Consider the following 20,314-nt stretch of genomic DNA (forward strand, 5'->3'; position numbering starts at 1 on the left):
CTACTGTGAATCACTTCGACGACGATGACGCCCCCGCCTCCGCCGCTCACCCGGCGGAGGACGGATCCCACCACAAAAAGCACGAGAAAGTGGACCGGCCGCGGATTGAAGCTGCCGTCCGCGAGATCCTGCTGGCCATCGGTGAAGACCCGGACCGCGGCGGGCTGGTGGACACCCCCAGGCGGGTGGCCAAGGCGTACGCCGAGGTGTTCGCCGGGCTGCACCACGACCCCGCCGACGTCCTGTCCACCACCTTCGACCTGGACCACGAAGAACTGGTCCTGGTCAAGGACATCCCGTTCTACTCCACATGCGAGCACCACCTGGTGCCGTTCCATGGAGTGGCGCACGTGGGCTACATACCCTCGCACGAAGGCAAAGTGACCGGCCTCAGCAAGCTGGCACGGCTCGTGGACATCTACGCCCGGCGCCCCCAGGTGCAGGAGCGGCTCACCACCCAGATCGTTGAAGCAATGGTCAGCCACCTTAAGCCGCGTGGCGCGATCGTTGTTGTTGAATGCGAACACATGTGCATGTCCATGCGCGGTGTCCGCAAGCCCGGAGCGAAGACCGTCACCAGTGCGGTACGCGGGCAGCTCCATGACCCGGCCACCCGCGCCGAGGCCATGAGCCTCATCCTCGGAAGGTAATTATCAGACCATGGACTCACTAGCTGCAGCCCCGGGAACCGGGCCCGCAACATCTCCGCTGCCCATCCTGCGTAAAGCGCGCACGGCCGCGAAGTTCGCAGACCTGCCCACCGGCCGCACCCTGGTCATGGGCATCTTGAATGTCACCCCGGACTCCTTCAGCGACGGCGGCAAGCACGCAACGGCGGACACCGCCATTGCAGCCGGCTTGCGGATGTTCTATGCGGGGGCGGACATCATCGACGTCGGCGGCGAGTCGACGCGCCCCGGCGCTGAGGATGTCAGCCCCGAGGAGGAACAGCGCCGGGTAGTTCCCGTCATCGAGGGCCTGGTTAAGGCCGGTGCCCTGGTTTCCATCGACACCACCCACGCGTCTACGGCTGCGGCCGCGCTGAAGGCCGGCGCCGCCATCATCAACGACGTCTCCGGACTCACCATGGAACCCGAGATGGCAGAGCTGGTGGCCACATCCAAGGCGCCCTACGTTCTCACCCACCGCCGCGGCGACGCCCGTACCATGAATGCCCTGGCCGAATACCAGGACGTTGCCGGCGAAGTGGTTGCCGAGCTGGCGGGCGTGCGGGACAAACTCTACGCCGCCGGTGTGAGCCCGGAGCAGATCATCGTTGACCCGGGCCTGGGCTTCGCCAAGAACGACGCCCAGAACTGGGAGCTCCTGCAGAACCTGGGCCAGCTGGACAGCCTAGGGCACAGGGTCCTGGTGGCAGCATCACGCAAGCGCTTTCTGGGTACCCTGCTGACCGTGGCCGGCAAGTCCGCCGCCCCGGAGGAAAGGGACGCCGCCACCGCGGCCATCACCGCCATCAGCGCCTTCCGCGGCGCCTGGGCTGTCCGCGTGCACGACGTCGGTCCGAGCCTTGACGCTGTTAAGGTCGCCTCGCGTGTGGCGGCCACCCGCACCGAACACTAGGGCCGGGAGACCCATGGACAGGATTACGCTGAGCGGCGTCACCGCCGTCGGCCATCACGGCGTGTTCGAATTTGAGCGCCGTGAGGGCCAGCCATTCGTGGTGGATGCTGTCCTGCACCTGGACTTTGCCAAAGCCGCGGAATCCGACGACGTCCGGGACACGGCGCATTACGGTGAAGTGGCTGAACGGATCAAGGACTGGATCACGGGGGAGCCCCTGAACCTGATCGAGGCCCTGGCCGTCCGGATCGCCGATGGCCTCCTCGCCGAATTCGCTGTCCACGCCGTGGACATCACTGTCCACAAACCCAAGGCGCCCATCGAGGTGCCCTTCGGGGATGTGGCCGTCAGTGTGCACCGGGACCGGGCAAACAGCGCCCGACACGAGGCGTGGCAAGAGGAGCGCCGGCCATGACCGGCTACACTAAAGCGGTCCTTGCACTTGGCAGCAACCTGGGCGAACGGAACGACACCCTGGCCGAGGCGGTCGCAGACCTCGTGGACCCGCCGGAGGTTCGCCTGCTGGCAGTCTCCCCAGTGGTGCAGACCAAAGCCGTCGGCGGCCCGGACGGCCAGCCCGACTTCCTGAATATGGTCCTGACAGTGGACACCATCCTGTCCCCGGCAGGGCTCCTGAAGCACTGCCAGGCGGTAGAGAACAAGCACCTCCGCGTACGGGAGGTGCACTGGGGTCCGCGAACGCTCGACGTCGACATCATCACCTACGGCGACGTTACAAGCGGGGATCCGGACCTGACCCTGCCGCACCCGCTGGCCGCGGAGCGCGCCTTTGTCCTGTATCCGTGGTCCCTGATCGAGCCGGCGGCCACGCTGGGCGGCGAACGGATCGCTGAGCTGGCCGCCCGCGCCGCGGACTTTGCGGACATCGTCCCCTTCGACGGCTTCGGGGACTACGACGGCCTCCCCACCGCCGGGACGGTTGAATAGCAATGAAGCCCATCAACCCTGTCCGCCTCCTGCTGATCGGCCTGGTCACTACAGTGGCCGGCTGGTCAGCCACTGTAGTGACAACCCGTTACAGTATGGCTACGCCTGTTCTGCCTGCTACGGCTTTGGCCACCATGGCTGTCATCGTTGTGATCACCCTGGTTCTTGGCATCCGCGTCCTGCAGTGGCGCAACAGCACCAAGCGCAAGAAAGCGCTTGACCCGATCCTGGCAGCCAGGACCTTGGTCCTCGCACAGGCATGCGCGTACGCGGGCACTGTCCTGCTCGGCTGGCACGTTGGGATTTTCCTGGACCAGTTGCGGATCTGGAACCTCCGCAGCGACCAGGGCCTCACGTGGGTGGCAATCGCGGTAGCCGCCGGCGGGCTGGTGATGATTGTGGTGGGCCTGCTGGTGGAGAGGTTCTGCAGGATCCCACCCGAAGACAGCGATGCGGCGCCCGGCGACGGGAAACCCGGCCACGGGGTACACGGGGAAGTCGCAGGGGAAGGCGAGTATGCCTACCGGGGCGATTGATCCAGCGGGTATCACGTGGCAGCGGGTGTCGCCGAAGTACGTCACGGTGCGGTTGGTGGAGTGGGCAATCGGAAATGTCCTGGCCGTGCTGGTCCTGTGCCTGCCCTTGGTTTTTGTCCTTCTGGGCTGGTGGAAGTGGCCGCCGCTGTGGCTGGCCATCGTGGTGCCGGCCGCTCTGCTGGTGCTTGCTGTGTGGCGGCTGCTGCTCATCCCGCGCCAGGTCCGTGCCATCGGCTACGCGGAACGGGACGATGACCTGTTGATCCGTGGCGGCATCTTCTTCCAGCGGACCATGGCCGTGCCTTACGGCCGGATGCAGTACGTTGACATTGGTGTTGGTCCGGTGGAACGCGGGCTGGGCCTGTGCACGCTCAAACTCCACACCGCCGCACCCGGGACAAATGCCACCATTCCCGGCCTGGCCGCAGAGGAGGGGGCGCGCCTGCGCGAACAGCTCGCCGCCCGGGGCGAAGCCAGGCTGGCAGGGCTGTGACTGCTGACGTTCCGGAGCGAGGTGCGCCCGGTGCGCCAATCGCAGCGCCCGACGGCCAGTGGCTGCGTGTGCACCCGGCGTCGCCTTTTGTGCGGGGCTGGGTGGCGCTGGCCGCCATCGGCGTCTTCTTCGGGCGGGACATCTTCGAACGGATGCTGCAGGGAAGGCCCCTGGTCGAAGAGGATTTCGCGGGCCGGGCGCCGTGGCTGGTGGCCGGCGGTGGCATAGTGCTGGTGATTACTGTGCTGGGCTTTATTCTGACGTGGTATTTCACCAAGTACCAGGTGTCCGGGGGGTACGTCAGGGTGAACTCGGGCTTCATCTTCCGGCAGCAGCGGCAGGCCCGGCTGGACCGCGTGCAGGCCATCGACATTGTCCAGCCCCTGCTGGCCAGGATCTTCGGCCTGGCAGAACTCAAGTTTGAGGTGGCCGACGCCGGCGAGTCGGCCGTCACGCTCGCCTTCCTGCGGATGGACGATGCCAAGCAGCTCCGGGCCACCATCCTGGCGCGTGCTGCCGGTGTGGTCCCGGACCCGGCCCGGCCCCAGGAGGCCCCGCCCGAGGCGCCCCAACATCTGGTGCTGTCCGTGCCTCCGTCGCGGCTGGTCGGTTCGCTGCTGCTCAGCGAGCAGAGCTTCTTTGTGGTGCTCGGCGGCGTGGTCTCCGTGATCCTGTCCGCGGTAACCGAGAACCGCGGGTTCTATTTCTACCTGATTCCCGCGGCGCTGGGCCTGGCTGCGAGCTACTGGGGATCCTTCAACAAGGGCTACAATTTCACCGCGGCCATTTCGCCGGAAGGGATCCGGCTTCGCTACGGGCTCCTGGACACCCAGGCGCAGACGCTCCCGCCCGGCAGGATCCAGGCGCTGAAAGTGACCCAGTCGCCGCTGTGGCGGGTCTTCGGCTGGTACCGGATCCAGGTCAACGTGGCCGGGTACGGTGCCGTGGGCAGTAACGGTGAGGCGGCGCCACGGACCACGCTGCTGCCCGTGGGCAAACTCCCCGACGTGATGAGCATGATCGCGCTGGTGCTCCCGGAACCCGGTACCTCGGAGTCCGGGCGCACCTTCGCGGCGGGGCTCAGCGGGGTGGATTCCGACGGCGGTTTTGTCACCACGCCGCGCCGCGGCCGCCCCCTGGCGCCGTTCGGCTGGCGGCGCAACGGTTTCGCCAGCACTGATACGGCCTTGCTGATCCGCTCGGGCCGGTGGTGGCGCCAGCTGGTGATGGTTCCGCATCAGCGCACCCAGTCCATGGCCCTGCACCAGGGCCCGCTCGCCCGGCGGTTCGGCTTGGCGGACCTGGTCCTCCACACCACAGCGGGGCCGGTTTCTCCGCGGCTGACCCAGGCTGGGGTGGACCAGGCCCGGGCTCTCTTTGACGAACAGTCCGCCCGGGCGCGGCTGGCCCGCAAGCGGCAGGCCAGCGAACAGTGGCTGGTGCAGGTGGCCCCCACGCTGTCGGGTGAGCCCGTCCAGGATCCGGTGGGTGAACCTGCTCCATCCCCGGTGGGTGAACCTGCTCCATCCCCGGTGGTCGAGCCCACTCAAGCCCCGGCGGGTGAGCCCGTCGAAACCGCTCTTCAACAGGAAGGCCCGAACCATGGCTAAGCCCGGACGCCTCGGCGTCGGAATCATCAGTGCCGGAAAGGTGGGCGCGGTCCTCGGTGCCGCTCTCCGCGCGGCCGAGCACGCCGTCGTCGGGGTTTCCGCAGTGTCCGAAACCAGCCGCGAACGCGCAGAAGCACTGCTGCCCGGCGTGCCCGTGCTGGAGATCCAGGACATTGTGGAGCGCGCCGAATTGGTGCTCCTGGCCGTGCCGGACGACGCCCTGGCCACCCTGGTGGACGGCCTGGCCAAGCTCGGAGCGTGGCAGCCCGGACAGCTGGTGGCCCATACTTCAGGCCGGTTCGGGGTGGGTGTGCTTCGCCCGGTGCGGGCCGCCGGAGCGATCCCCCTGGCCCTGCATCCGGCCATGACCTTCACAGGCATGAGCCTGGACCTGACCAGACTGCTTGACTGCACGTTCGGGGTGACCGCGGACGCCGCGATGCTCCCCATCGCCCAGGCCCTGGTGGTGGAGATGGGGGCCGAGCCCGTGGCCATCGCCGAGGCGGACCGGACGCTGTACCACACGGCCCTGGCCCATGGCTCGAACCACCTGGTCACACTCGTGGCGCAGGCTTCGCAACTGCTGCGGGACGTGGGCGTGGACGAGCCGGGCCGCATGTTGGGGCCGCTGCTGCGGGCCACGCTGGAGAACGCACTGGCCTCCGGTGAAGCGGCGCTGACCGGGCCGGTGGCCCGCGGCGACGTGGGAACCGTGGCAGCCCACGCCGAGGCGTTGCGGGAGTACGACGCCGGGGCGCACGGGGATGTGCTTGAGGCGTACCTGGCCATGGCCCGTGCCACTGCCCGGCGGGCGGAGAGCCGGGGGCTACTTAAAACCGACAAACTGGGCGCCATCCGTGCGGCCTTGGAAGAAGGAGACTGACATGGTTGCGCAAGTGGTGCGAACAGCGGCGGAACTGCGGGCGGCGAGTGCCGTGCTGCTGGCCGAACGAGGGGGCAGGTCCCAGGGCCTCGTGCCCACCATGGGAGCCCTCCATGACGGGCATGCCGCGCTGGCGCGGACCGCCGTTGAACAGAACGACGTTGTGGTGGCCTCCATCTTTGTGAACCCGTTGCAATTTGGCGACGCGGTGGACCTGGACCGCTATCCCCGGACGCTCGAAGCCGATGTCGGCCTGCTCGAAGAACAAGGTGTGGACCTGGTTTTCGCGCCGTCGGTGGACGAGGTCTACCCCGGCGGCGAGCCTTTGGTGCGCGTGACCGCCGGCTCCTTGGGGGAGAAATGGGAAGGCGCGTCCCGCCCCGGGCATTTCGACGGCGCCCTCACCGTGGTTGCCAAGTTGCTGCATTACGGGCTGCCCGGTGCAGGCCTCCCGCCCGCCGGCGCGTTCGTCACGGGCGGCGGCGCCGGACTGCCCGCCTACCGTGCGTACTTTGGCCAAAAGGATGCCCAGCAGTTGGCGCTGGTTCGCCGTATGGTGTCGGACCTGAACTTCCCGGTCGAGATTGTTGCCGTGCCTACGAAGCGGTCCGCGGAAGGGCTCGCGTTGTCCAGCCGCAACCGCTTTCTGTCCGACGGCGAGCGAGAAGCAGCCTTGGTGCTGTCGCGGGCGCTGCGGCTTCTTGAGGCGCATGCCAATGCCCATGAACCCCTCGACCTCGACGCGGCCCAGGCCCTGGTCGCCTCACAGCCGCTGGTGGAACTGGATTACTTCGACGTGGTGGATCCAATGACCCTCGAACCGCTCGCCGAAAACTGCCGGAAAGTGCCCTTCCGAGGCGAGGGCCTGGCGCTCATCGCGGCCAGGGTGGGACCGGTCCGCCTGATCGACAATGCGCCGCTCAGTGCCTGATTCCCATGCGGGTACATTTGGGCGGGTCCCCGGCTTGATTGCGCGCGGCGCTGAGTCATCGTGGCCAGTGCGGGCATCCTATAACGTTGATTCGCCCATTGGTGCCCGGTTGAGCATCAACTGCTGGAGGAGTGCACGTTCGGGACGGCCGGGGTTCTGGGCCACGCAACGGCGGAGCCTGGCCCTGGCCAGCTCTTCGCCGGGTTCCGTTCCGTTGAGCACTTCATCGATGATTTCCTGTGCCTGCCAGCGAAGGGACTCGCGGGCGAACTGCCGTACCTCGGCTGACGCCGCGGTGGTCTCAATCCACGGGTCGGGGTCGTTGCATGGGATAAACTCGAACGTTCGCTCTGCTGACATTGGGGCCTCCTTGCACCAGACCGAAAGGTCCTGGAAGGGGCCTGTCGGCGTCAAAAGCACTTTCGTTTGTAAAGACAATACAGTGAGTAAGACCGGTCTGTCTGTACCCGAGGTAAACTAATATCACGATGAATCGCGATGGAGAAACCACACTGCCGCCTGCGGATGACCACGCAGCGCTGGCGGGCCGTCGTGCCGATTCCCACGAGCGGATCCTGGCCGTGGCCTACGATCTTTTTTCTCGCCGTGGGGTCCGCGACGTTGGCGTTAATGAACTCATTGAACGCTCGGGCGTGGCCAAGGCAACGTTCTACCGGCACTTCCCGTCCAAGGATTCGCTCGTCCTGGCGTTCCTCGAGCAGCGCGACCAACTGTGGACCGTGAATGCCATTGTTGCCCAGGCGAAGCTCCGTGGCACCACGCCCAAGGATCAGTTGCTGGCCATCTTCGACGTTTTTGGTGAATGGTTCCGCCAGGACGACTTTGAAGCCTGCTCCTTCATTAACATCCTGCTTGAAATGGGTCCGGCGCACCCGCTGGGCCTCGCCAGCATTGATTACCTGTCAAGGATCCGGGGGCACGTGCAGGCCCTCGCCGAGCAGGCCGGTCTGGACCGCCCGGAGGATTTCGCCAGATCCTGGCACATCCTCATGAAGGGGTCCATCGTCTCCGCCTCCGAAGGTGACACGCTTGCGGCGAAACGCGCCCAGCAGATGGCCGGCTGGCTGATCGAGCACCACAGCGGCTGAGCGGCGGCGCGCTTCATGCGTCCCTCGGTGCCGTCTCGAGGCATTGCCAGTTAGTCTGCTTGCTTAGAATGTCAGAACACAACATCGCAGGCAAGAAGGTCGCTTTCCTGTTGACGGACGGCGTGGAGCAGATTGAACTCGCCAGCCCGTGGCAGGCGGTCAAGGATGCCGGCGGCGAAGCAACTCTGGTGGCTCTCGCAGGCGGGCGTCTGCAGGTGGGTGAACCCGTGCCGGTGGAAGAACGGCGCCGTGCGAAGTCCGGTGGCCCGGCGTCCGCCGAGGCCATGGATGTGGATAACCCAGGAACCGGGGTCGGCGCCGGGAACGAACCAGGCCGGCGCAGGCCCTGGGAGGGTGATGTCGTCGAAAGGCAGACCAGCTGCTGCAGGGCCCGGGTAGACGTATCCGGACACGTACCCCGAAGTATCCGGCGCAAGCTGGCCTGCGAAGATCGCCTCCACCCGGCGGGTGACTGTGCCGGTCTTCGTGTCGCTGAATAACACCTGGCCGATGCGGGCATGGCCAGAGTGTTGGCCCCAGAAGAGGCTGAAGACGCCGGCAGCCAAGGTGTCGCGGTCGGCACGAAGCGTGACAGTGCCGTCGCCGGAATCCACAATCCTGATTCGTTCGCGATGCCGGCCCGGCGGGGTGACCAGAGTCTTTGCTATGTGAAGGCTCACCCAGCCCGCCAGGGATGCCGCAGCAGCAGCTGCTGCGCCGAGGAGGATCCGGATGTTCACAATTGCCACGGTATCGGGATTTCGCTCCGACGCAACGCGGGGTCACTGAGAGCCCGTCCGGACCACCGCATTGGGCGTTTAGTGACCCCGCGTTGCTTTGGTGGAGGTCAGCCGGCGAAGAACTCGCTCAGCTCGGTGATGAGCTTGTCCGGGGCGCGGAGGACGCCGTCGTGCCCGGAGCCCTGCAGGATGGTGTAGCTGGAGCCGGAGAGGACGTCGTGGATCTGGCCGCACGCCACACCAAAGTAGGCCGGGCTCTTCTCACCCACCACGATCAGGGTTTCCAGCGGCAACTCCAGGAACGGTTCGGCAGGCATGTCCGCGGCGATGATCGCCTTGATCTCCCGGACACCGGTGCGCATCATGTCCCGCATCTGCTTGCCCAGGTGGGTGCCGGCGGTGAGCTTGTTGGCGATGGTCAGCATGGACAGCGGCATCCGGGAGAAGGCGCCCGTTTCCAGGCCCTTGGTCAGGACGGCCAAAGCTCGGTCATCGTCTCCGGCGGCAGTGGCGCGCTCATATTCCGTAGTCCAGTCGGCCTTGACGCTGTGGTTTACGGACACGGCGGGGTCGTAAACGGCCAACCGCTCCACGGGGAGTGTGCGCGCCGCGTGCAGGGCCACCGCGCCGCCGAAGCTGTGGCCAAACACGTCAGTGCTGGACGTGTGCTTCATGACGGCGTCCAAGTCCCGGATGTCCGCATCGAGGGTGTAATCCCCAGCCTGCGGCGAGGATGTACCCCGGCCGCGGCGGTTGAACGTGTGCACCGGCCGGCCCAGAGCGGCGCTGAGTTTCTGCGCAAACCGGGTGTAATCGGCCGCCGTCACCATGGAGGCGGGCACCACCACCACGCCGGAGCCGGCAGACGCCAGTTCCGAACCCGTGGTGAAGAGCTCCAGAGTGCCGCCGTCGGGGGTCGTGATTGTCTCGCGCGTCATCATCCGAGCCTAGTCGAGCAACCTGCGGAATGTCTCAGCCGGTGAAGTACTCGGCGATGTCCGTGACCAGTTCCTTCACTGCGGCCGGAACGGAGCCGTGAAATCCCTTCGGCGAGAGCTCGAACGTGCTGCCGGGGACGGCCGCATGCAGGCGCTGGGCAGTGACCCTGTAGTAGCGCGGGCTTTTACCGCCCGCCATGAAGTGCGTGTTGGCGGGCAGGACGGTGAAGTCCCGAGCGTGCTCGGCTTCGTCGTAGGCGGCTCTCAGCTCGCCCACCCCCGTGGGCATCAGCTCCCGTGCCAGCCTGTTAACCTTGGTCCGGGAGACCACCGCCATCAGCCCTGCGAGGACCGGTTCGGGGACTTTCGACAACGCGGTGGCCGGCTGCATGCCCTTCTTTAACCGCGCCATGGCGTGGCCCAAGTTGCCGGCATTGACCGCGGCCTCAAAGGCCTCCAACCACGACGTATCGATGCTGCCGTCGATGTTCACAGCCGCGTCGTAAACCGCCAGTTTGTCCGGCTCGTGCGGCGTTCCCACGGATTCCTGGACGGCATTCAGGGCCACCGAACCCCCGAGGCTGTGGCCCAGGAGGTTGCGCGCGCCAGTGGCATCCATGATCGTACGGACATCGGCGATCTCCGTAGCCATCGAGTAGCCGGCAGGCTGTTCCGTGGACTTGCCGCGTCCGCGCCGGTCATAGACGTCCACGGCCCACCCCTCGCCCAGGCCCTTGGCCAATGCCATCGAGAACGGCCGGTAGATCAGCGCCGTGAGGAAAGCTCCGCCAATCACCACCACCCGGCGCTCTCCCGGGGCATCCTCGGTGCCGTAGCTGTATAGGGCCAGCCTGCCGCCGTCGTGCGTGGGGACTTCCTGTTCTTTCACGGTTCCCATCCTAGGTGGGTGCCGCTGCGCCCCGCCGGCGATGCGCGTTACCGCCGCCGCCCCAGCGACCGGGCCTGGCCGTCGCTGGCGTTGATGAACCGGGCAATCCGCACAGCCAGCCCTTTGCCGGGCCGGATGGGTCCCTCATGCAGCTGTCCCGGGACCACCCGGAAGTCGATGGACGGGACCGCAGCGGCGAGTTGCCGGCCCGTTTCGGCGAAGTACGCCGGGCTCCAGCCGCCGCTGAGCATCAGGATGGGTGAGGTGAGGGCGGTGAAATCACTTAGTTCGGCACCGGCGTCGATCACGGCGCGCATTTCCTTGACGGCGGTGGGCAAAAGTTGCCGCATCTCTGTCCCCAGATTGGTCCTGGCGGACAGGATGCTCAGCATGCGCAGCGCGCCCAACGGCAGGTAGGACAGCGGGCCGGCTGTGCCCAGGCCCTGGACCAGGTGTGCCCAGGCATGATTGAGCTGGCCCGCCGTGACGGCGTCCTCAAGCTCGGGCCGCCAGCGGTGACTGAGGTTTCCGGACAGTGACACCGCGGCGTCGTAAGTCACCAGCCGGCCGATCGGCAGGGTCCGGGCGGCCTGCAGCGCCACGAAGCCGCCGTAGCTGTGCGCAACAACATCCCTAGAGCCCGTTTCGTGCATGACCGCACCGAGGTCGCTGACCTCAGTTTCCGCCGAGTAGCCGGCTGGCTGCGGCGAGGACCCGGCCCGGCCACGCCGGTTGTAGCAGTGCACCGGGCGCCCCAGCAGGACGCTGAGCTTCCGCGCAAAAGGGCGGTAGAGGGCGTCGGTGACCAAAGTGCCGTGGACAAGTACGACGCCGGGATGACCCGCCGTCGTCGGCTCCTGTTCCGCAGGGGTGAGGAACGAGTGCCCCTCGATGTGGCCGCCGTCCGACGTTTCAAGTTTCCAGGACTCCACAGCCCGAGTCTATGCCCACCTCCCCTCGGAGTTTTTGTCCAGATAATCCACGTCCGGGGGCCATCTGGGGGCATTATCTGGACAAAAACTCGGGTGGAAGGGTGGACTGGGCGCCGGAAGCCGGTCAGCGGAACTCCCGGTAAACTTAGGGATTGTGACTTCCCAAAACACCCCCGCCCCCCAAAATGCCCCAGAGCCCCTCGACGCCAGCGAGCAGATGCGCATCCGCATGGAGAAGCGCGCCAGGCTGATCGAGCGCGGCACCGAGGCGTATCCGGTGGGTGTGGAACGCACACACTCCCTGACAGAGATCCGCGAAAAGTACGCGCACCTCGAAGCCGACGAGACCACCGGCGACGTTGTGGGCGTCACCGGCCGCATCGTTTTTGTGCGCAATACCGGCAAGCTATGCTTCGCCACCCTGCAGGAAGGCGGCGTAGACGGCAAGGGCACCCGGCTCCAGGCCATGCTGAGTCTCGCCAATATAGGTGAGGAAGCGCTGGCCGACTGGAAGGCGCTGGTGGACCTGGGCGACCACGTCTTCATCAAGGGCGAGGTCATTTCCTCCCGCCGCGGCGAGCTGTCCGTGATGGCCGAGTCATGGTCCATGGCGTCCAAGGCGCTGCGCCCGCTGCCTGTGCTGCACGCGGAACTGAACGAGGAAACCCGGGTCCGGCAGCGCTACGTGGACCTGATGGTGCGCGACGAAGCCCGCGAAATGGTCTACACTCGCGCCGCGATCACGCGCTCCATCCGCGAGAGCCTGTACCGCCACAACTATGTTGAGGTGGAGACCCCCATCCTGCAGCTGGTTCACGGCGGCGCCCTGGCGCGCCCGTTCGAGACGCACATGAACGCGTTCGACCAGAAGATGACCCTGCGCATCGCCACCGAGCTTTACCTCAAGCGCGCCGTGGTGGGCGGGATCGACCGGGTCTACGACATGGGCCGGGTTTTCCGCAACGAGGGCGTGGACTCCACCCACAGCCCCGAATTCACCACCCTTGAGTGCTACGAGGCCTGGGCGGACCAGTTCGTGATGGCCGAACGCATCAAGGAGATCATCCTTGACGCCGCGGACGCGGTGGGTGCCGGCCGCACCCTCCAGACGGAAGCCGGGGAGATCAACCTCGACGGCGACTGGGCCTGGGTTTCGGTTTACCCGGGACTGTCCGACGCCGTTGGCCAGGAAGTCACGCCGGACACTTCGCTGGAGGTGCTGCGCGAGATCGCCGCGAAGCATGAGGTCAAGGCGGACCCGAAATGGGATGCCGAGAAACTGGCGGTGGAACTGTTCGGCGAAATTGTGGAACCCACGCTCCTGAACCCCACGTTCGTTTACGATTACCCGCCGTCCGCCCAGCCGCTCGCCCGGCCGCACCGCGAGGACGGGCGGCTGATCGAAGCCTGGGACCTCATCATCGGCGGCATGGAACGCGGCACGGCTTTCTCCGAACTGATTGACCCGGTGATCCAGCGCGAGCGGCTCACCGAACAGTCCCGGCACGCGGCCGCCGGTGATGTCGAGGCCATGCAGCTGGACGAAGACTTCCTCCGCGCCCTCGAATACGGCGCCCCGCCCATGGGTGGAATCGGCCTGGGCATCGACCGCCTGGTGATGCTGTTCACGGGCGCAGGCATTCGCGAAACTATCCTCTTCCCGCTCCTGAAGCCCGAAGGAAACTAATTATGGAATATGTAGCCGTACTGCTGCCGTCATTGGTGGTGGGCCTGATTTTCTGGTTTGCCATGAAATCAATCTTCAATGCCGATAAGTCCGAGCGGCAGGCGGAGGCGCGCGCCCAGGCCGACGCTGAAGCAAGTGCCGCCAGGCCATTGAACGGCCAAGACCCGGAATCCAGTAAATAGATCGAAAGTTTTTACTGTGGATTTCCGCAGGAACCAAATGGAACTTTGACGCGTTGCCATTAAGAGGGTCATACTTTTGTAGGGACATCCTGCTTTTTTGACAACCCGCTCCTTTCCAACAGGAAGACTATTTAATGGCTCAGAAAGTAAACATCGTCCTCGTCGATGATCTGGACGGGGGATCCGCTGACGAGAATGTCCGGTTTGGCCTTGACGGGGCCGGTTACGAAATCGACCTCTCATCGGCAAATGCTGCGGAACTGCGGTCAACCCTTGAACGTTTCGTTGCGGCCGCACGTAAAACGACTGCGGGGCGCACTACCCGCACCAAACCGGCCGTGCAGGCCCGTGGCAACGATTCGGCCCAGATTCGCCAATGGGCCCGGGATAACGGCTACACGGTTAACAGCCGCGGCAGAATTCAGGCTGAAATCCAGGAAGCCTACCAAAAGGCTAATTCCTAGGGGCAGTGTCTCTTTGAGTTCTAAAGACCCTGTCCCGCCGTTTGGCGGGACAGGGTTTTTTGATGCCAATTGAATGGAAGGCCGGGCTGTTCACCTGCGGATATGGCAATGCCATGAATAATGGGCCGTTACAGCGAAGCCCACGCAATACTGAGCGCCACCAGGGCAGCCAGCGACAGCCAGGTGCGGTGGATGTTCCAGAGGGTCCACCGGCGTTCGAAGGATTTCCTGCCGGTGGCGGCATTTCCGGACGCTGGCCTGTCGTGGAGTTTGTTATTGAGGGGGATGTTCACGCCGCTGGTAATGCCCAGTGTGGCCGTGTAGCAGGCCAAGGACACCAACGCAGGCAGCGCACTGTCAGCCCATTGGCCCACGACGAGGCTGCCGTGCCCGCCAAGGCCACTAAAGTCCCCACGAAGCTCGGCGCAAACACCGGGTTCTGGATTGCAGTGTTAATCCGGGACATGGCGCTGACAAAAGTTGCATCATCAGTGGCGCGCAGTCCCGGCATCACTGAACGGGCGCAGGAGTAGTGAACGCGCCATGTTTCCCCTGTGGCGAACACGCTCCACAACTCGGGATCGGGCACGTAGCATCAAAGTACGTTGTAGCTAGGAGTGTGGCGAAATGTTTGAGCGATTTACGGACCGTGCCCGTCGCGTCGTTGTGCTTGCCCAAGAAGAGGCACGCATGCTGAACCACAATTACATTGGTACCGAACACATCCTCTTGGGGCTGATCCATGAGGGTGAGGGTGTGGCCGCCAAGGCGCTTGAGTCCTTGAGCATTTCGCTCGATGGCGTCCGCGAGCAGGTACAGGAGATCATCGGCCAGGGCCAGCAGGCCCCGTCCGGCCACATCCCCTTCACGCCCCGCGCCAAGAAGGTGCTGGAACTCTCCCTGCGCGAAGCGCTGCAGCTGGGCCACAACTACATCGGCACGGAGCACATCCTGCTGGGACTCATCCGCGAGGGTGAGGGCGTTGCTGCACAGGTGCTCGTCAAGCTCGGTGCTGACCTGAACCGGGTCCGCCAGCAGGTCATCCAGCTGCTCTCCGGCTACCAGGGCAAGGAAACCACCGGCGCAGGCGTCGGCCCGGGCCAGCCCGAAGGCACCCCTGCCGGTTCCGTGGTCCTGGACCAGTTCGGCCGCAACCTGACACAGGCTGCGCGCGAGAACAAGCTGGACCCGGTGATCGGCCGCGAGTCCGAAATGGAACGCGTGATGCAGGTCCTGTCGCGCCGGACCAAGAACAACCCCGTCCTGATCGGTGAGCCCGGCGTTGGCAAGACCGCCGTCGTTGAGGGCCTCGCGCAGGCGATCGTCCGCGGCGACGTCCCGGAAACCATCAAGGACAAGCAGCTCTACACCTTGGACCTTGGGTCCCTGGTGGCCGGTTCCCGGTACCGCGGTGACTTCGAAGAGCGCCTGAAGAAGGTCCTCAAAGAAATCCGCACCCGTGGCGACATCATCCTCTTCATTGACGAGATCCACACCCTTGTTGGTGCAGGTGCCGCCGAAGGTGCCATTGATGCTGCATCGATACTCAAGCCCATGCTGGCCCGCGGTGAACTGCAGACCATCGGCGCCACCACGCTGGATGAGTACCGTAAGCACATCGAGAAGGACGCTGCGCTGGAGCGCCGCTTCCAGCCGATCCAGGTCAAGGAGCCTTCTGTCGCACACGCGATCGAGATCCTTAAGGGCCTGCGTGACCGCTACGAGGCGCACCACCGCGTGACCATCACCGACGGCGCCCTCGCCTCGGCCGCCAGCCTCGCCGAACGCTACATCTCGGACCGCTTCCTGCCGGACAAGGCCATCGACCTGATCGATGAGGCTGGCGCCCGGTTGCGCATCCGCCGGATGACGGCCCCGCCGGAGCTTAAGGCCATGGACGAGCGGATCGCCCAGCTGAAGATGGAGAAGGAATCAGCCATCGACGCGCAGGACTTCGAAGGCGCTGCGTCGCTCCGGGACAAAGAGCAGAAGCTAATTACCGAGCGCGCCGAGAAGGAACGCCAGTGGAAGTCCGGCGGCATGGACGACATCTCCGAGGTGGATGAGGATCTCATCGCCGAGGTTTTGGCCAACTCCACAGGCATCCCGGTGTTCAAGCTGACCGAGGAAGAGTCCTCGCGCCTGCTGAAGATGGAAGACGAACTGCACAAGCGAGTGGTGGGCCAGAACGAGGCCATCAAGGCGCTGTCCCAGGCGATCCGTCGCACCCGTGCAGGCCTGAAGGACCCCAAGCGTCCCGGTGGTTCGTTCATCTTCGCCGGCCCCACCGGCGTCGGCAAGACCGAACTGGCCAAGGCCCTGGCCGAGTTCCTGTTCGGTGAAGAGGATGCCCTCATCACGCTGGACATGTCCGAGTACTCCGAAAAGCACACGGTTTCGCGGCTCTTCGGTGCCCCTCCGGGCTACGTCGGCTACGAAGAGGGTGGCCAGCTCACCGAGAAGGTCCGCCGTCGCCCGTTCTCCGTGGTCCTGTTCGACGAAGTGGAGAAGGCACACGCCGACCTCTTCAACTCACTCCTGCAGATCCTCGAAGACGGCCGCCTGACCGACTCCCAGGGTCGCGTGGTGGACTTCAAGAACACCGTCATCATCATGACCACCAACCTGGGCACCCGGGACATCTCCAAGAGCGTTGCCACCGGCTTCCAGTCCGGCACGGACACCCAGACCGGGTACAACCGGATGCGTGCCCGCGTGACGGAGGAGCTCAAGCAGCACTTCCGCCCGGAGTTCCTGAACCGTGTGGATGACGTTGTGGTGTTCCCGCAGCTCACCCAGGACGAGATCATCGAGATCGTGGACATGTTCGTTGGCCGGCTGGAGAAGCGCCTCCAGGACAAGGACATGGGCATCGAGCTCACACCCGCGGCCAAGGTGCTCCTGGCAACCCGCGGCTACGATCCTGCCATGGGTGCCCGGCCGCTGCGCCGCACCATCCAGCGCGAGATCGAGGACCAGCTCTCCGAGAAGATCCTGTTCGGCGAGCTCCACGCCGGCGACATCGTGGTAGTGGGTGTGGACGGCGAAGGAGACGACGCCAAGTTCACCTTCGCCGGCAACGCCAAGCCGCGCATCCCGGAGATCGCCCCAAGCGTCTAAGCACCAAACCGAAGCCCCGCCCGTTCCACAAGAGCAGGCGGGGCTTTCGTGTGCCGTGTGTTGGGCGGCGTCCGCGAAGGTACCGGCGCCATTTGCCGCTTGCTGCTCCTTTGTCGCTCTGACGCAAGCTACACAAATGTCTGGGAGCCGGGGCCGGACCCGGCGGTCGATTCCGACCCTGACCCCGCAGACGGCCGCCGTAGGATTGTGGGTGTGACTGACTCCTTCCGTATCCGCCCTGCCCGTACCGGCGACGTACACGCCATCAAAGCCCTCGTGGCGCCGTTGGCCGACCGACGGATCCTGATGGCAAAGGAAACGGTGGCCTACTACGAGAGCCTGCAGGAATTCCGGATCGCCGAGTCGGCCGACGGTGTAGTCATTGGCTGCGGCGCCCTGCACGTGATGTGGGAGGACCTTGCCGAAGTACGCACCTTGGCCGCCTCGGATGCATGGCGCGGCAAGGGAGTGGGCCACGTGCTCGTGGAAAGCCTGCTCGAGGAGGCGCGGGCGCTCGGCGTGGACCGCGTCTTCTGTCTCACCTTCGAGGTGGATTTCTTCAAGCGCCACGGCTTCGAGGTGATGGCGGACCAGTCTGCGGTGGACCCGGTGGTCTACTCGGAGCTGCTCCGCTCCCATGACGAAGGCGTGGCTGAATTCCTGGACCTGGCCCGGGTCAAGCCCAACACCCTGGGCAATACCCGAATGATCAAGGCCCTCTAACCCTGCCCGCCGTAAACGGACTTCACTTTCCGTTTGTTTTAGTCGAATTGATGGATAAACTGAGCGGGCTGCAGTTTGGGGCCCGCCGGTAAGGGACGGTCATTGGGGGCTGTCCCTTACCTCAGCCCTGGCGGCGGGAGACGGGAGGCTACCGGAGTACATGCTGCGGTAGTAGGGTCAAAGTGCATCGTGTAGGACGAGCCCATACCCAGGAGTTCTGCCATGAAAAAGCTCATCAATGACCCCCGTTCCGTAGTTGACGAGTCGGTGGAGGGCTTTGGCCTTGCCCATGCCCACCTCGTCACCGTCAGCGCGGACCCCAAGTACGTCACGCGCAAAGACGCTCCCGTGGCCGGGAAGGTCGGACTCGTTTCCGGCGGGGGAAGCGGCCACGAGCCGCTGCATGCCGGTTACGTCGGGAAGGGAATGCTCGACGCCGCCGTGCCGGGGGCGGTGTTCACCTCACCCACGCCTGACCAGATCCTTCCGGCGACGCTTGCCGTTAACTCGGGTGCCGGCGTCGTGCACATAGTGAAGAACTACACCGGCGACGTCCTGAACTTTGAGACCGCCGGCGAACTGGCTCAGGCCGAGGGCGTGGAGGTCCGCACGGTCCTCGTCAACGACGACGTGGCGGTGGAGGATTCGCTGTACACGGCCGGACGCCGCGGAGTAGGCGGAACGGTCCTCGTGGAGAAGATCGCCGGCGCCGCGGCTGAACGGGGCGACAACCTCGATGCAGTGGCCGCAATCGGCGACCGTGTCAACAGCAACGTCCGCACCATGGGCGTCGCGCTGTCGGCGTGCACGGTGCCGCACGCCGGGGTGCCGAGCTTCGACCTGGCGGACGACGAGATCGAGATCGGCATCGGGATCCACGGCGAACCCGGCCGGCACAAGATCCCGATGGAGAATGCGGACGGCATCACCGACCGGCTGCTGGAGCCTGTCCTCAGCGATCTGGGCATTGCCGCTGGCGAGAAGGTCCTGCTGTTTGTCAATGGAATGGGCGGCACTCCGTTGAGTGAGCTGTACATCGTATACCGCCGTGCGGTGCAGGTGATCGCGGATCGGGGAGCCACTGTGGAGCGCTCACTGGTAGGTAACTACATCACCGCACTGGAGATGCAGGGTTGTTCCATCTCGGTGCTCCGGCTCGACGATGAACTGACGCAACTGTGGGACGCCCCGGTGCACACGGCTGCGCTGCGTTGGGGAGTATAGCGATGCTGCTCGACGTCAAGTGGGCCGTGAAATGGCTGACGATGTGCGCCGAGGCGATGGCCGAGAACCGGGTGTGGCTCATAGAGCTGGACCGCGCCATCGGCGACTCGGACCACGGCGAGAACATGGACCGTGGCTTCCAGGCCGTCCTGGCGAAGCTGGCTGAAGCCCCGCCGGAGACGCCTGGCGCGGCACTCAAACTTACGGCCATGACCTTGATGTCCAAGGTGGGCGGTGCCGCCGGACCGTTGTACGGCACGGCCTTCCTGCGTGCCTCCACTGCCCTCGGTGATGCACTCGAGGTTGACCCGGCAGCCCTGGCCACTGCACTGGTTGCTGCCCGTGACGGGATCGTGGCCAGGGGCAAGGCGAAGTCCGGCGACAAGACCATGGTGGATGCGTGGACGCCCGCGGCCGAAGCTGCCCAGGCCGCCGCTGCCGACGGCACTGGCAATGCCCTGGCTGTGCTGGTGGCTGCCGCCGAGGCCGCCGAAGCGGGCGCGGTGGCAACGGACCCGCTGGTGGCCCGCAAGGGCAGGGCCAGTTATCTGGGGGAGCGGAGCGCCGGCCACCGCGACCCCGGCGCCGCCTCCAGCGCGTTGATTCTCCGGGCCGCCGTCGGGGCCGCAGCATGACAGTACGCCTGGTGGTGGTCTCGCATAGCGAAAAAATCGCCGACGGTGCCGTGGAGCTTGCCGCCCAGATGGCGCCCGACGTCCTGATGGTAGCCGCCGGGGGCACCGCGGACGGCAGGATCGGGACGAGCCTGGAGAAGGTCATGTCGGCGCTGGATCAGACTGCAGGCGGCGACGGTGTGGTGGTTTTGACCGACCTTGGCTCCGCCGTGATGACGGCGGAATCGGCGCAGGAACTCGCGGGGGACCCGTCCGGGGTGCTCCTCGCGGACGCACCCTTGGTGGAAGGCTTGGTAGCTGCCGCAGTGGCCGCCCAGGGCGGCGCGGACATGCAGGCCGTCAAGCGGGCCGCCGAGGCCGTGTATGCCTGCGGTCCGGCGTCCCCCGTCAGCTCCGTCGCGGAAGGTTCGGTGACAGGTACCGGACCGGAATTCACCGGTGACTTCGAGCTCATCAACCAGGCCGGCATGCATGCCCGCCCGGCGGCCAAGCTCGCGGGCGGCCTGGCGGCCCTGAACGCGGAAGTTACAGTCAACGGGGTGGATGGCGCCTCCATGACGTCACTCATGACCCTGGCCGCGGGTAAGGGGTCCATGCTGCACGTTGAGGCCTGGGGACCGGACGCGGAACGCGCCATGAACTACGTGGGCGGCCTGGTCCAGGCAGGCTTCGGCGAGCCGTAAGCGTCC

General features: G+C 65.6%; 23 protein-coding genes and 2 pseudogenes. 19 read left to right on the forward strand and 6 right to left on the reverse strand.

Translation table 11 applies throughout. The annotated features are described in order from the left end of the window. Positions 1 to 5: 5 nt before the first annotated feature. The 9 genes from folE to ABIB27_RS06820 are packed head-to-tail and all read left to right on the forward strand — an operon-like array spanning position 6 to position 6,982. Complete coding sequence (gene folE, locus ABIB27_RS06780) at positions 6 to 650, forward strand: GTP cyclohydrolase I FolE (protein ID WP_354253721.1); 645 nt, start codon at positions 6 to 8, stop codon at positions 648 to 650. 10 nt (positions 651 to 660) lie between these two features. Continuing rightward, positions 661 to 1,581, forward strand: a complete 921-nt coding sequence (gene folP / locus ABIB27_RS06785) for a dihydropteroate synthase (protein WP_354215885.1) — start codon at positions 661 to 663, stop codon at positions 1,579 to 1,581. A 13-nt stretch (positions 1,582 to 1,594) separates the two neighbouring features. Then, positions 1,595 to 1,996 (forward strand): dihydroneopterin aldolase, encoded by a 402-nt coding sequence (folB, locus tag ABIB27_RS06790; RefSeq protein WP_354215884.1) that lies wholly within the window; start codon positions 1,595 to 1,597, stop codon positions 1,994 to 1,996. After that, positions 1,993 to 2,529 (forward strand): 2-amino-4-hydroxy-6-hydroxymethyldihydropteridine diphosphokinase, encoded by a 537-nt coding sequence (gene folK / locus ABIB27_RS06795; protein ID WP_354253722.1) that lies wholly within the window; start codon positions 1,993 to 1,995, stop codon positions 2,527 to 2,529. Before folB ends, folK begins: the two co-directional genes overlap by 4 nt. A gap of 2 nt (positions 2,530 to 2,531) precedes the next feature. Next, positions 2,532 to 3,065, forward strand: a complete 534-nt coding sequence (locus tag ABIB27_RS06800; RefSeq protein WP_354253723.1) for a DUF3180 domain-containing protein — start codon at positions 2,532 to 2,534, stop codon at positions 3,063 to 3,065. Further along, positions 3,046 to 3,558: a PH domain-containing protein gene (locus tag ABIB27_RS06805; protein ID WP_354215881.1), complete on the forward strand. Its 513-nt coding sequence runs from the start codon at positions 3,046 to 3,048 to the stop codon at positions 3,556 to 3,558. Before ABIB27_RS06800 ends, ABIB27_RS06805 begins: the two co-directional genes overlap by 20 nt. Continuing rightward, positions 3,555 to 5,168, forward strand: a complete 1,614-nt coding sequence (locus ABIB27_RS06810; protein ID WP_354253724.1) for a PH domain-containing protein — start codon at positions 3,555 to 3,557, stop codon at positions 5,166 to 5,168. Before ABIB27_RS06805 ends, ABIB27_RS06810 begins: the two co-directional genes overlap by 4 nt. Continuing rightward, a complete protein-coding gene (locus ABIB27_RS06815; RefSeq protein WP_354215879.1) occupies positions 5,161 to 6,051 on the forward strand; it encodes a Rossmann-like and DUF2520 domain-containing protein in 891 nt (296 codons plus the stop codon). The genes ABIB27_RS06810 and ABIB27_RS06815 overlap by 8 nt, the downstream gene beginning before the upstream one ends. A gap of 1 nt (position 6,052) precedes the next feature. Further along, on the forward strand, positions 6,053 to 6,982 hold the full coding sequence (locus ABIB27_RS06820; RefSeq protein WP_354215878.1) for a 4-phosphopantoate--beta-alanine ligase: 930 nt from the start codon (positions 6,053 to 6,055) through the stop codon (positions 6,980 to 6,982). 78 nt (positions 6,983 to 7,060) lie between these two features. On the opposite strand, the gene ABIB27_RS06825 is transcribed toward ABIB27_RS06820, so the two are convergent. After that, the gene (locus ABIB27_RS06825; protein WP_354215877.1) at positions 7,061 to 7,342 is read right to left on the reverse strand and encodes a hypothetical protein; all 282 of its coding nucleotides are present in this window, start codon (positions 7,340 to 7,342) and stop codon (positions 7,061 to 7,063) included. A gap of 128 nt (positions 7,343 to 7,470) precedes the next feature. Between ABIB27_RS06825 and ABIB27_RS06830 the strand changes: the two genes are divergently transcribed. Both ABIB27_RS06830 and ABIB27_RS06835 read left to right on the forward strand, forming a co-directional pair. Next, complete coding sequence (locus tag ABIB27_RS06830) at positions 7,471 to 8,091, forward strand: TetR/AcrR family transcriptional regulator (protein WP_354253725.1); 621 nt, start codon at positions 7,471 to 7,473, stop codon at positions 8,089 to 8,091. A 68-nt stretch (positions 8,092 to 8,159) separates the two neighbouring features. Next, positions 8,160 to 8,306, forward strand: a pseudogene (locus tag ABIB27_RS06835) (peptidase C56); the annotation flags it as partial. Between the two features lie 207 nt (positions 8,307 to 8,513). On the opposite strand, the pseudogene ABIB27_RS19410 reads toward ABIB27_RS06835, so the two are convergent. The 4 genes and pseudogenes from ABIB27_RS19410 to ABIB27_RS06850 form a co-directional block, all read right to left on the reverse strand. After that, positions 8,514 to 8,840: pseudogene (locus tag ABIB27_RS19410) on the reverse strand (DUF8805 domain-containing protein); the annotation flags it as partial. Positions 8,841 to 8,938: 98 nt separating this feature from the next. Continuing rightward, positions 8,939 to 9,769 carry an alpha/beta fold hydrolase gene (locus ABIB27_RS06840; protein WP_354215875.1) on the reverse strand — a complete coding sequence of 277 codons (831 nt, stop codon included), beginning with the start codon at positions 9,767 to 9,769 and terminating at the stop codon, positions 8,939 to 8,941. Positions 9,770 to 9,803: 34 nt separating this feature from the next. Continuing rightward, a complete protein-coding gene (locus tag ABIB27_RS06845) occupies positions 9,804 to 10,667 on the reverse strand; it encodes an alpha/beta fold hydrolase (protein ID WP_502909135.1) in 864 nt (287 codons plus the stop codon). A gap of 38 nt (positions 10,668 to 10,705) precedes the next feature. Further along, positions 10,706 to 11,590: an alpha/beta fold hydrolase gene (locus tag ABIB27_RS06850; protein ID WP_354253727.1), complete on the reverse strand. Its 885-nt coding sequence runs from the start codon at positions 11,588 to 11,590 to the stop codon at positions 10,706 to 10,708. Positions 11,591 to 11,744: 154 nt separating this feature from the next. On the opposite strand from ABIB27_RS06850, the gene lysS reads away from it, so the two are divergent. The 3 genes from lysS (at position 11,745) to ABIB27_RS06865 (ending at position 13,923) form a co-directional block, all read left to right on the forward strand. Next, on the forward strand, positions 11,745 to 13,277 hold the full coding sequence (gene lysS, locus ABIB27_RS06855) for a lysine--tRNA ligase (protein ID WP_354215872.1): 1,533 nt from the start codon (positions 11,745 to 11,747) through the stop codon (positions 13,275 to 13,277). Between the two features lie 2 nt (positions 13,278 to 13,279). After that, complete coding sequence (locus ABIB27_RS06860; protein WP_354215871.1) at positions 13,280 to 13,459, forward strand: hypothetical protein; 180 nt, start codon at positions 13,280 to 13,282, stop codon at positions 13,457 to 13,459. Between the two features lie 134 nt (positions 13,460 to 13,593). Continuing rightward, positions 13,594 to 13,923, forward strand: coding sequence for a histone-like nucleoid-structuring protein Lsr2 (locus tag ABIB27_RS06865; RefSeq protein ID WP_354215870.1), 330 nt, complete (start codon positions 13,594 to 13,596; stop codon positions 13,921 to 13,923). A gap of 128 nt (positions 13,924 to 14,051) precedes the next feature. Here the strand turns inward: ABIB27_RS06865 and ABIB27_RS06870 are convergent, their stop codons facing one another. After that, on the reverse strand, positions 14,052 to 14,297 hold the full coding sequence (locus ABIB27_RS06870; RefSeq protein ID WP_354253728.1) for an anthrone oxygenase family protein: 246 nt from the start codon (positions 14,295 to 14,297) through the stop codon (positions 14,052 to 14,054). A gap of 253 nt (positions 14,298 to 14,550) precedes the next feature. Here ABIB27_RS06870 and ABIB27_RS06875 point away from each other — a divergent pair, with 253 nt between their 5' ends. The 5 genes from ABIB27_RS06875 (at position 14,551) to dhaM (ending at position 20,308) form a co-directional block, all read left to right on the forward strand. Continuing rightward, positions 14,551 to 17,043, forward strand: coding sequence for an ATP-dependent Clp protease ATP-binding subunit (locus ABIB27_RS06875; RefSeq protein WP_354215868.1), 2,493 nt, complete (start codon positions 14,551 to 14,553; stop codon positions 17,041 to 17,043). A gap of 213 nt (positions 17,044 to 17,256) precedes the next feature. Next, positions 17,257 to 17,766, forward strand: a complete 510-nt coding sequence (locus tag ABIB27_RS06880; RefSeq protein ID WP_354215867.1) for an amino-acid N-acetyltransferase — start codon at positions 17,257 to 17,259, stop codon at positions 17,764 to 17,766. Positions 17,767 to 17,988: 222 nt separating this feature from the next. After that, positions 17,989 to 18,990: a dihydroxyacetone kinase subunit DhaK gene (dhaK, locus tag ABIB27_RS06885; protein ID WP_354215866.1), complete on the forward strand. Its 1,002-nt coding sequence runs from the start codon at positions 17,989 to 17,991 to the stop codon at positions 18,988 to 18,990. 2 nt (positions 18,991 to 18,992) lie between these two features. After that, the gene (dhaL, locus tag ABIB27_RS06890) at positions 18,993 to 19,625 is read left to right on the forward strand and encodes a dihydroxyacetone kinase subunit DhaL (RefSeq protein ID WP_354215865.1); all 633 of its coding nucleotides are present in this window, start codon (positions 18,993 to 18,995) and stop codon (positions 19,623 to 19,625) included. Beyond that, positions 19,622 to 20,308 (forward strand): dihydroxyacetone kinase phosphoryl donor subunit DhaM, encoded by a 687-nt coding sequence (dhaM, locus tag ABIB27_RS06895; protein ID WP_354215864.1) that lies wholly within the window; start codon positions 19,622 to 19,624, stop codon positions 20,306 to 20,308. The genes dhaL and dhaM overlap by 4 nt, the downstream gene beginning before the upstream one ends. Positions 20,309 to 20,314 lie beyond the last annotated feature (6 nt).

It is taken from the genome of Arthrobacter sp. UYEF21, from assembly GCF_040546085.1.
In the GTDB taxonomy this organism is placed as follows: Bacteria; Actinomycetota; Actinomycetes; order Actinomycetales; family Micrococcaceae; genus Arthrobacter.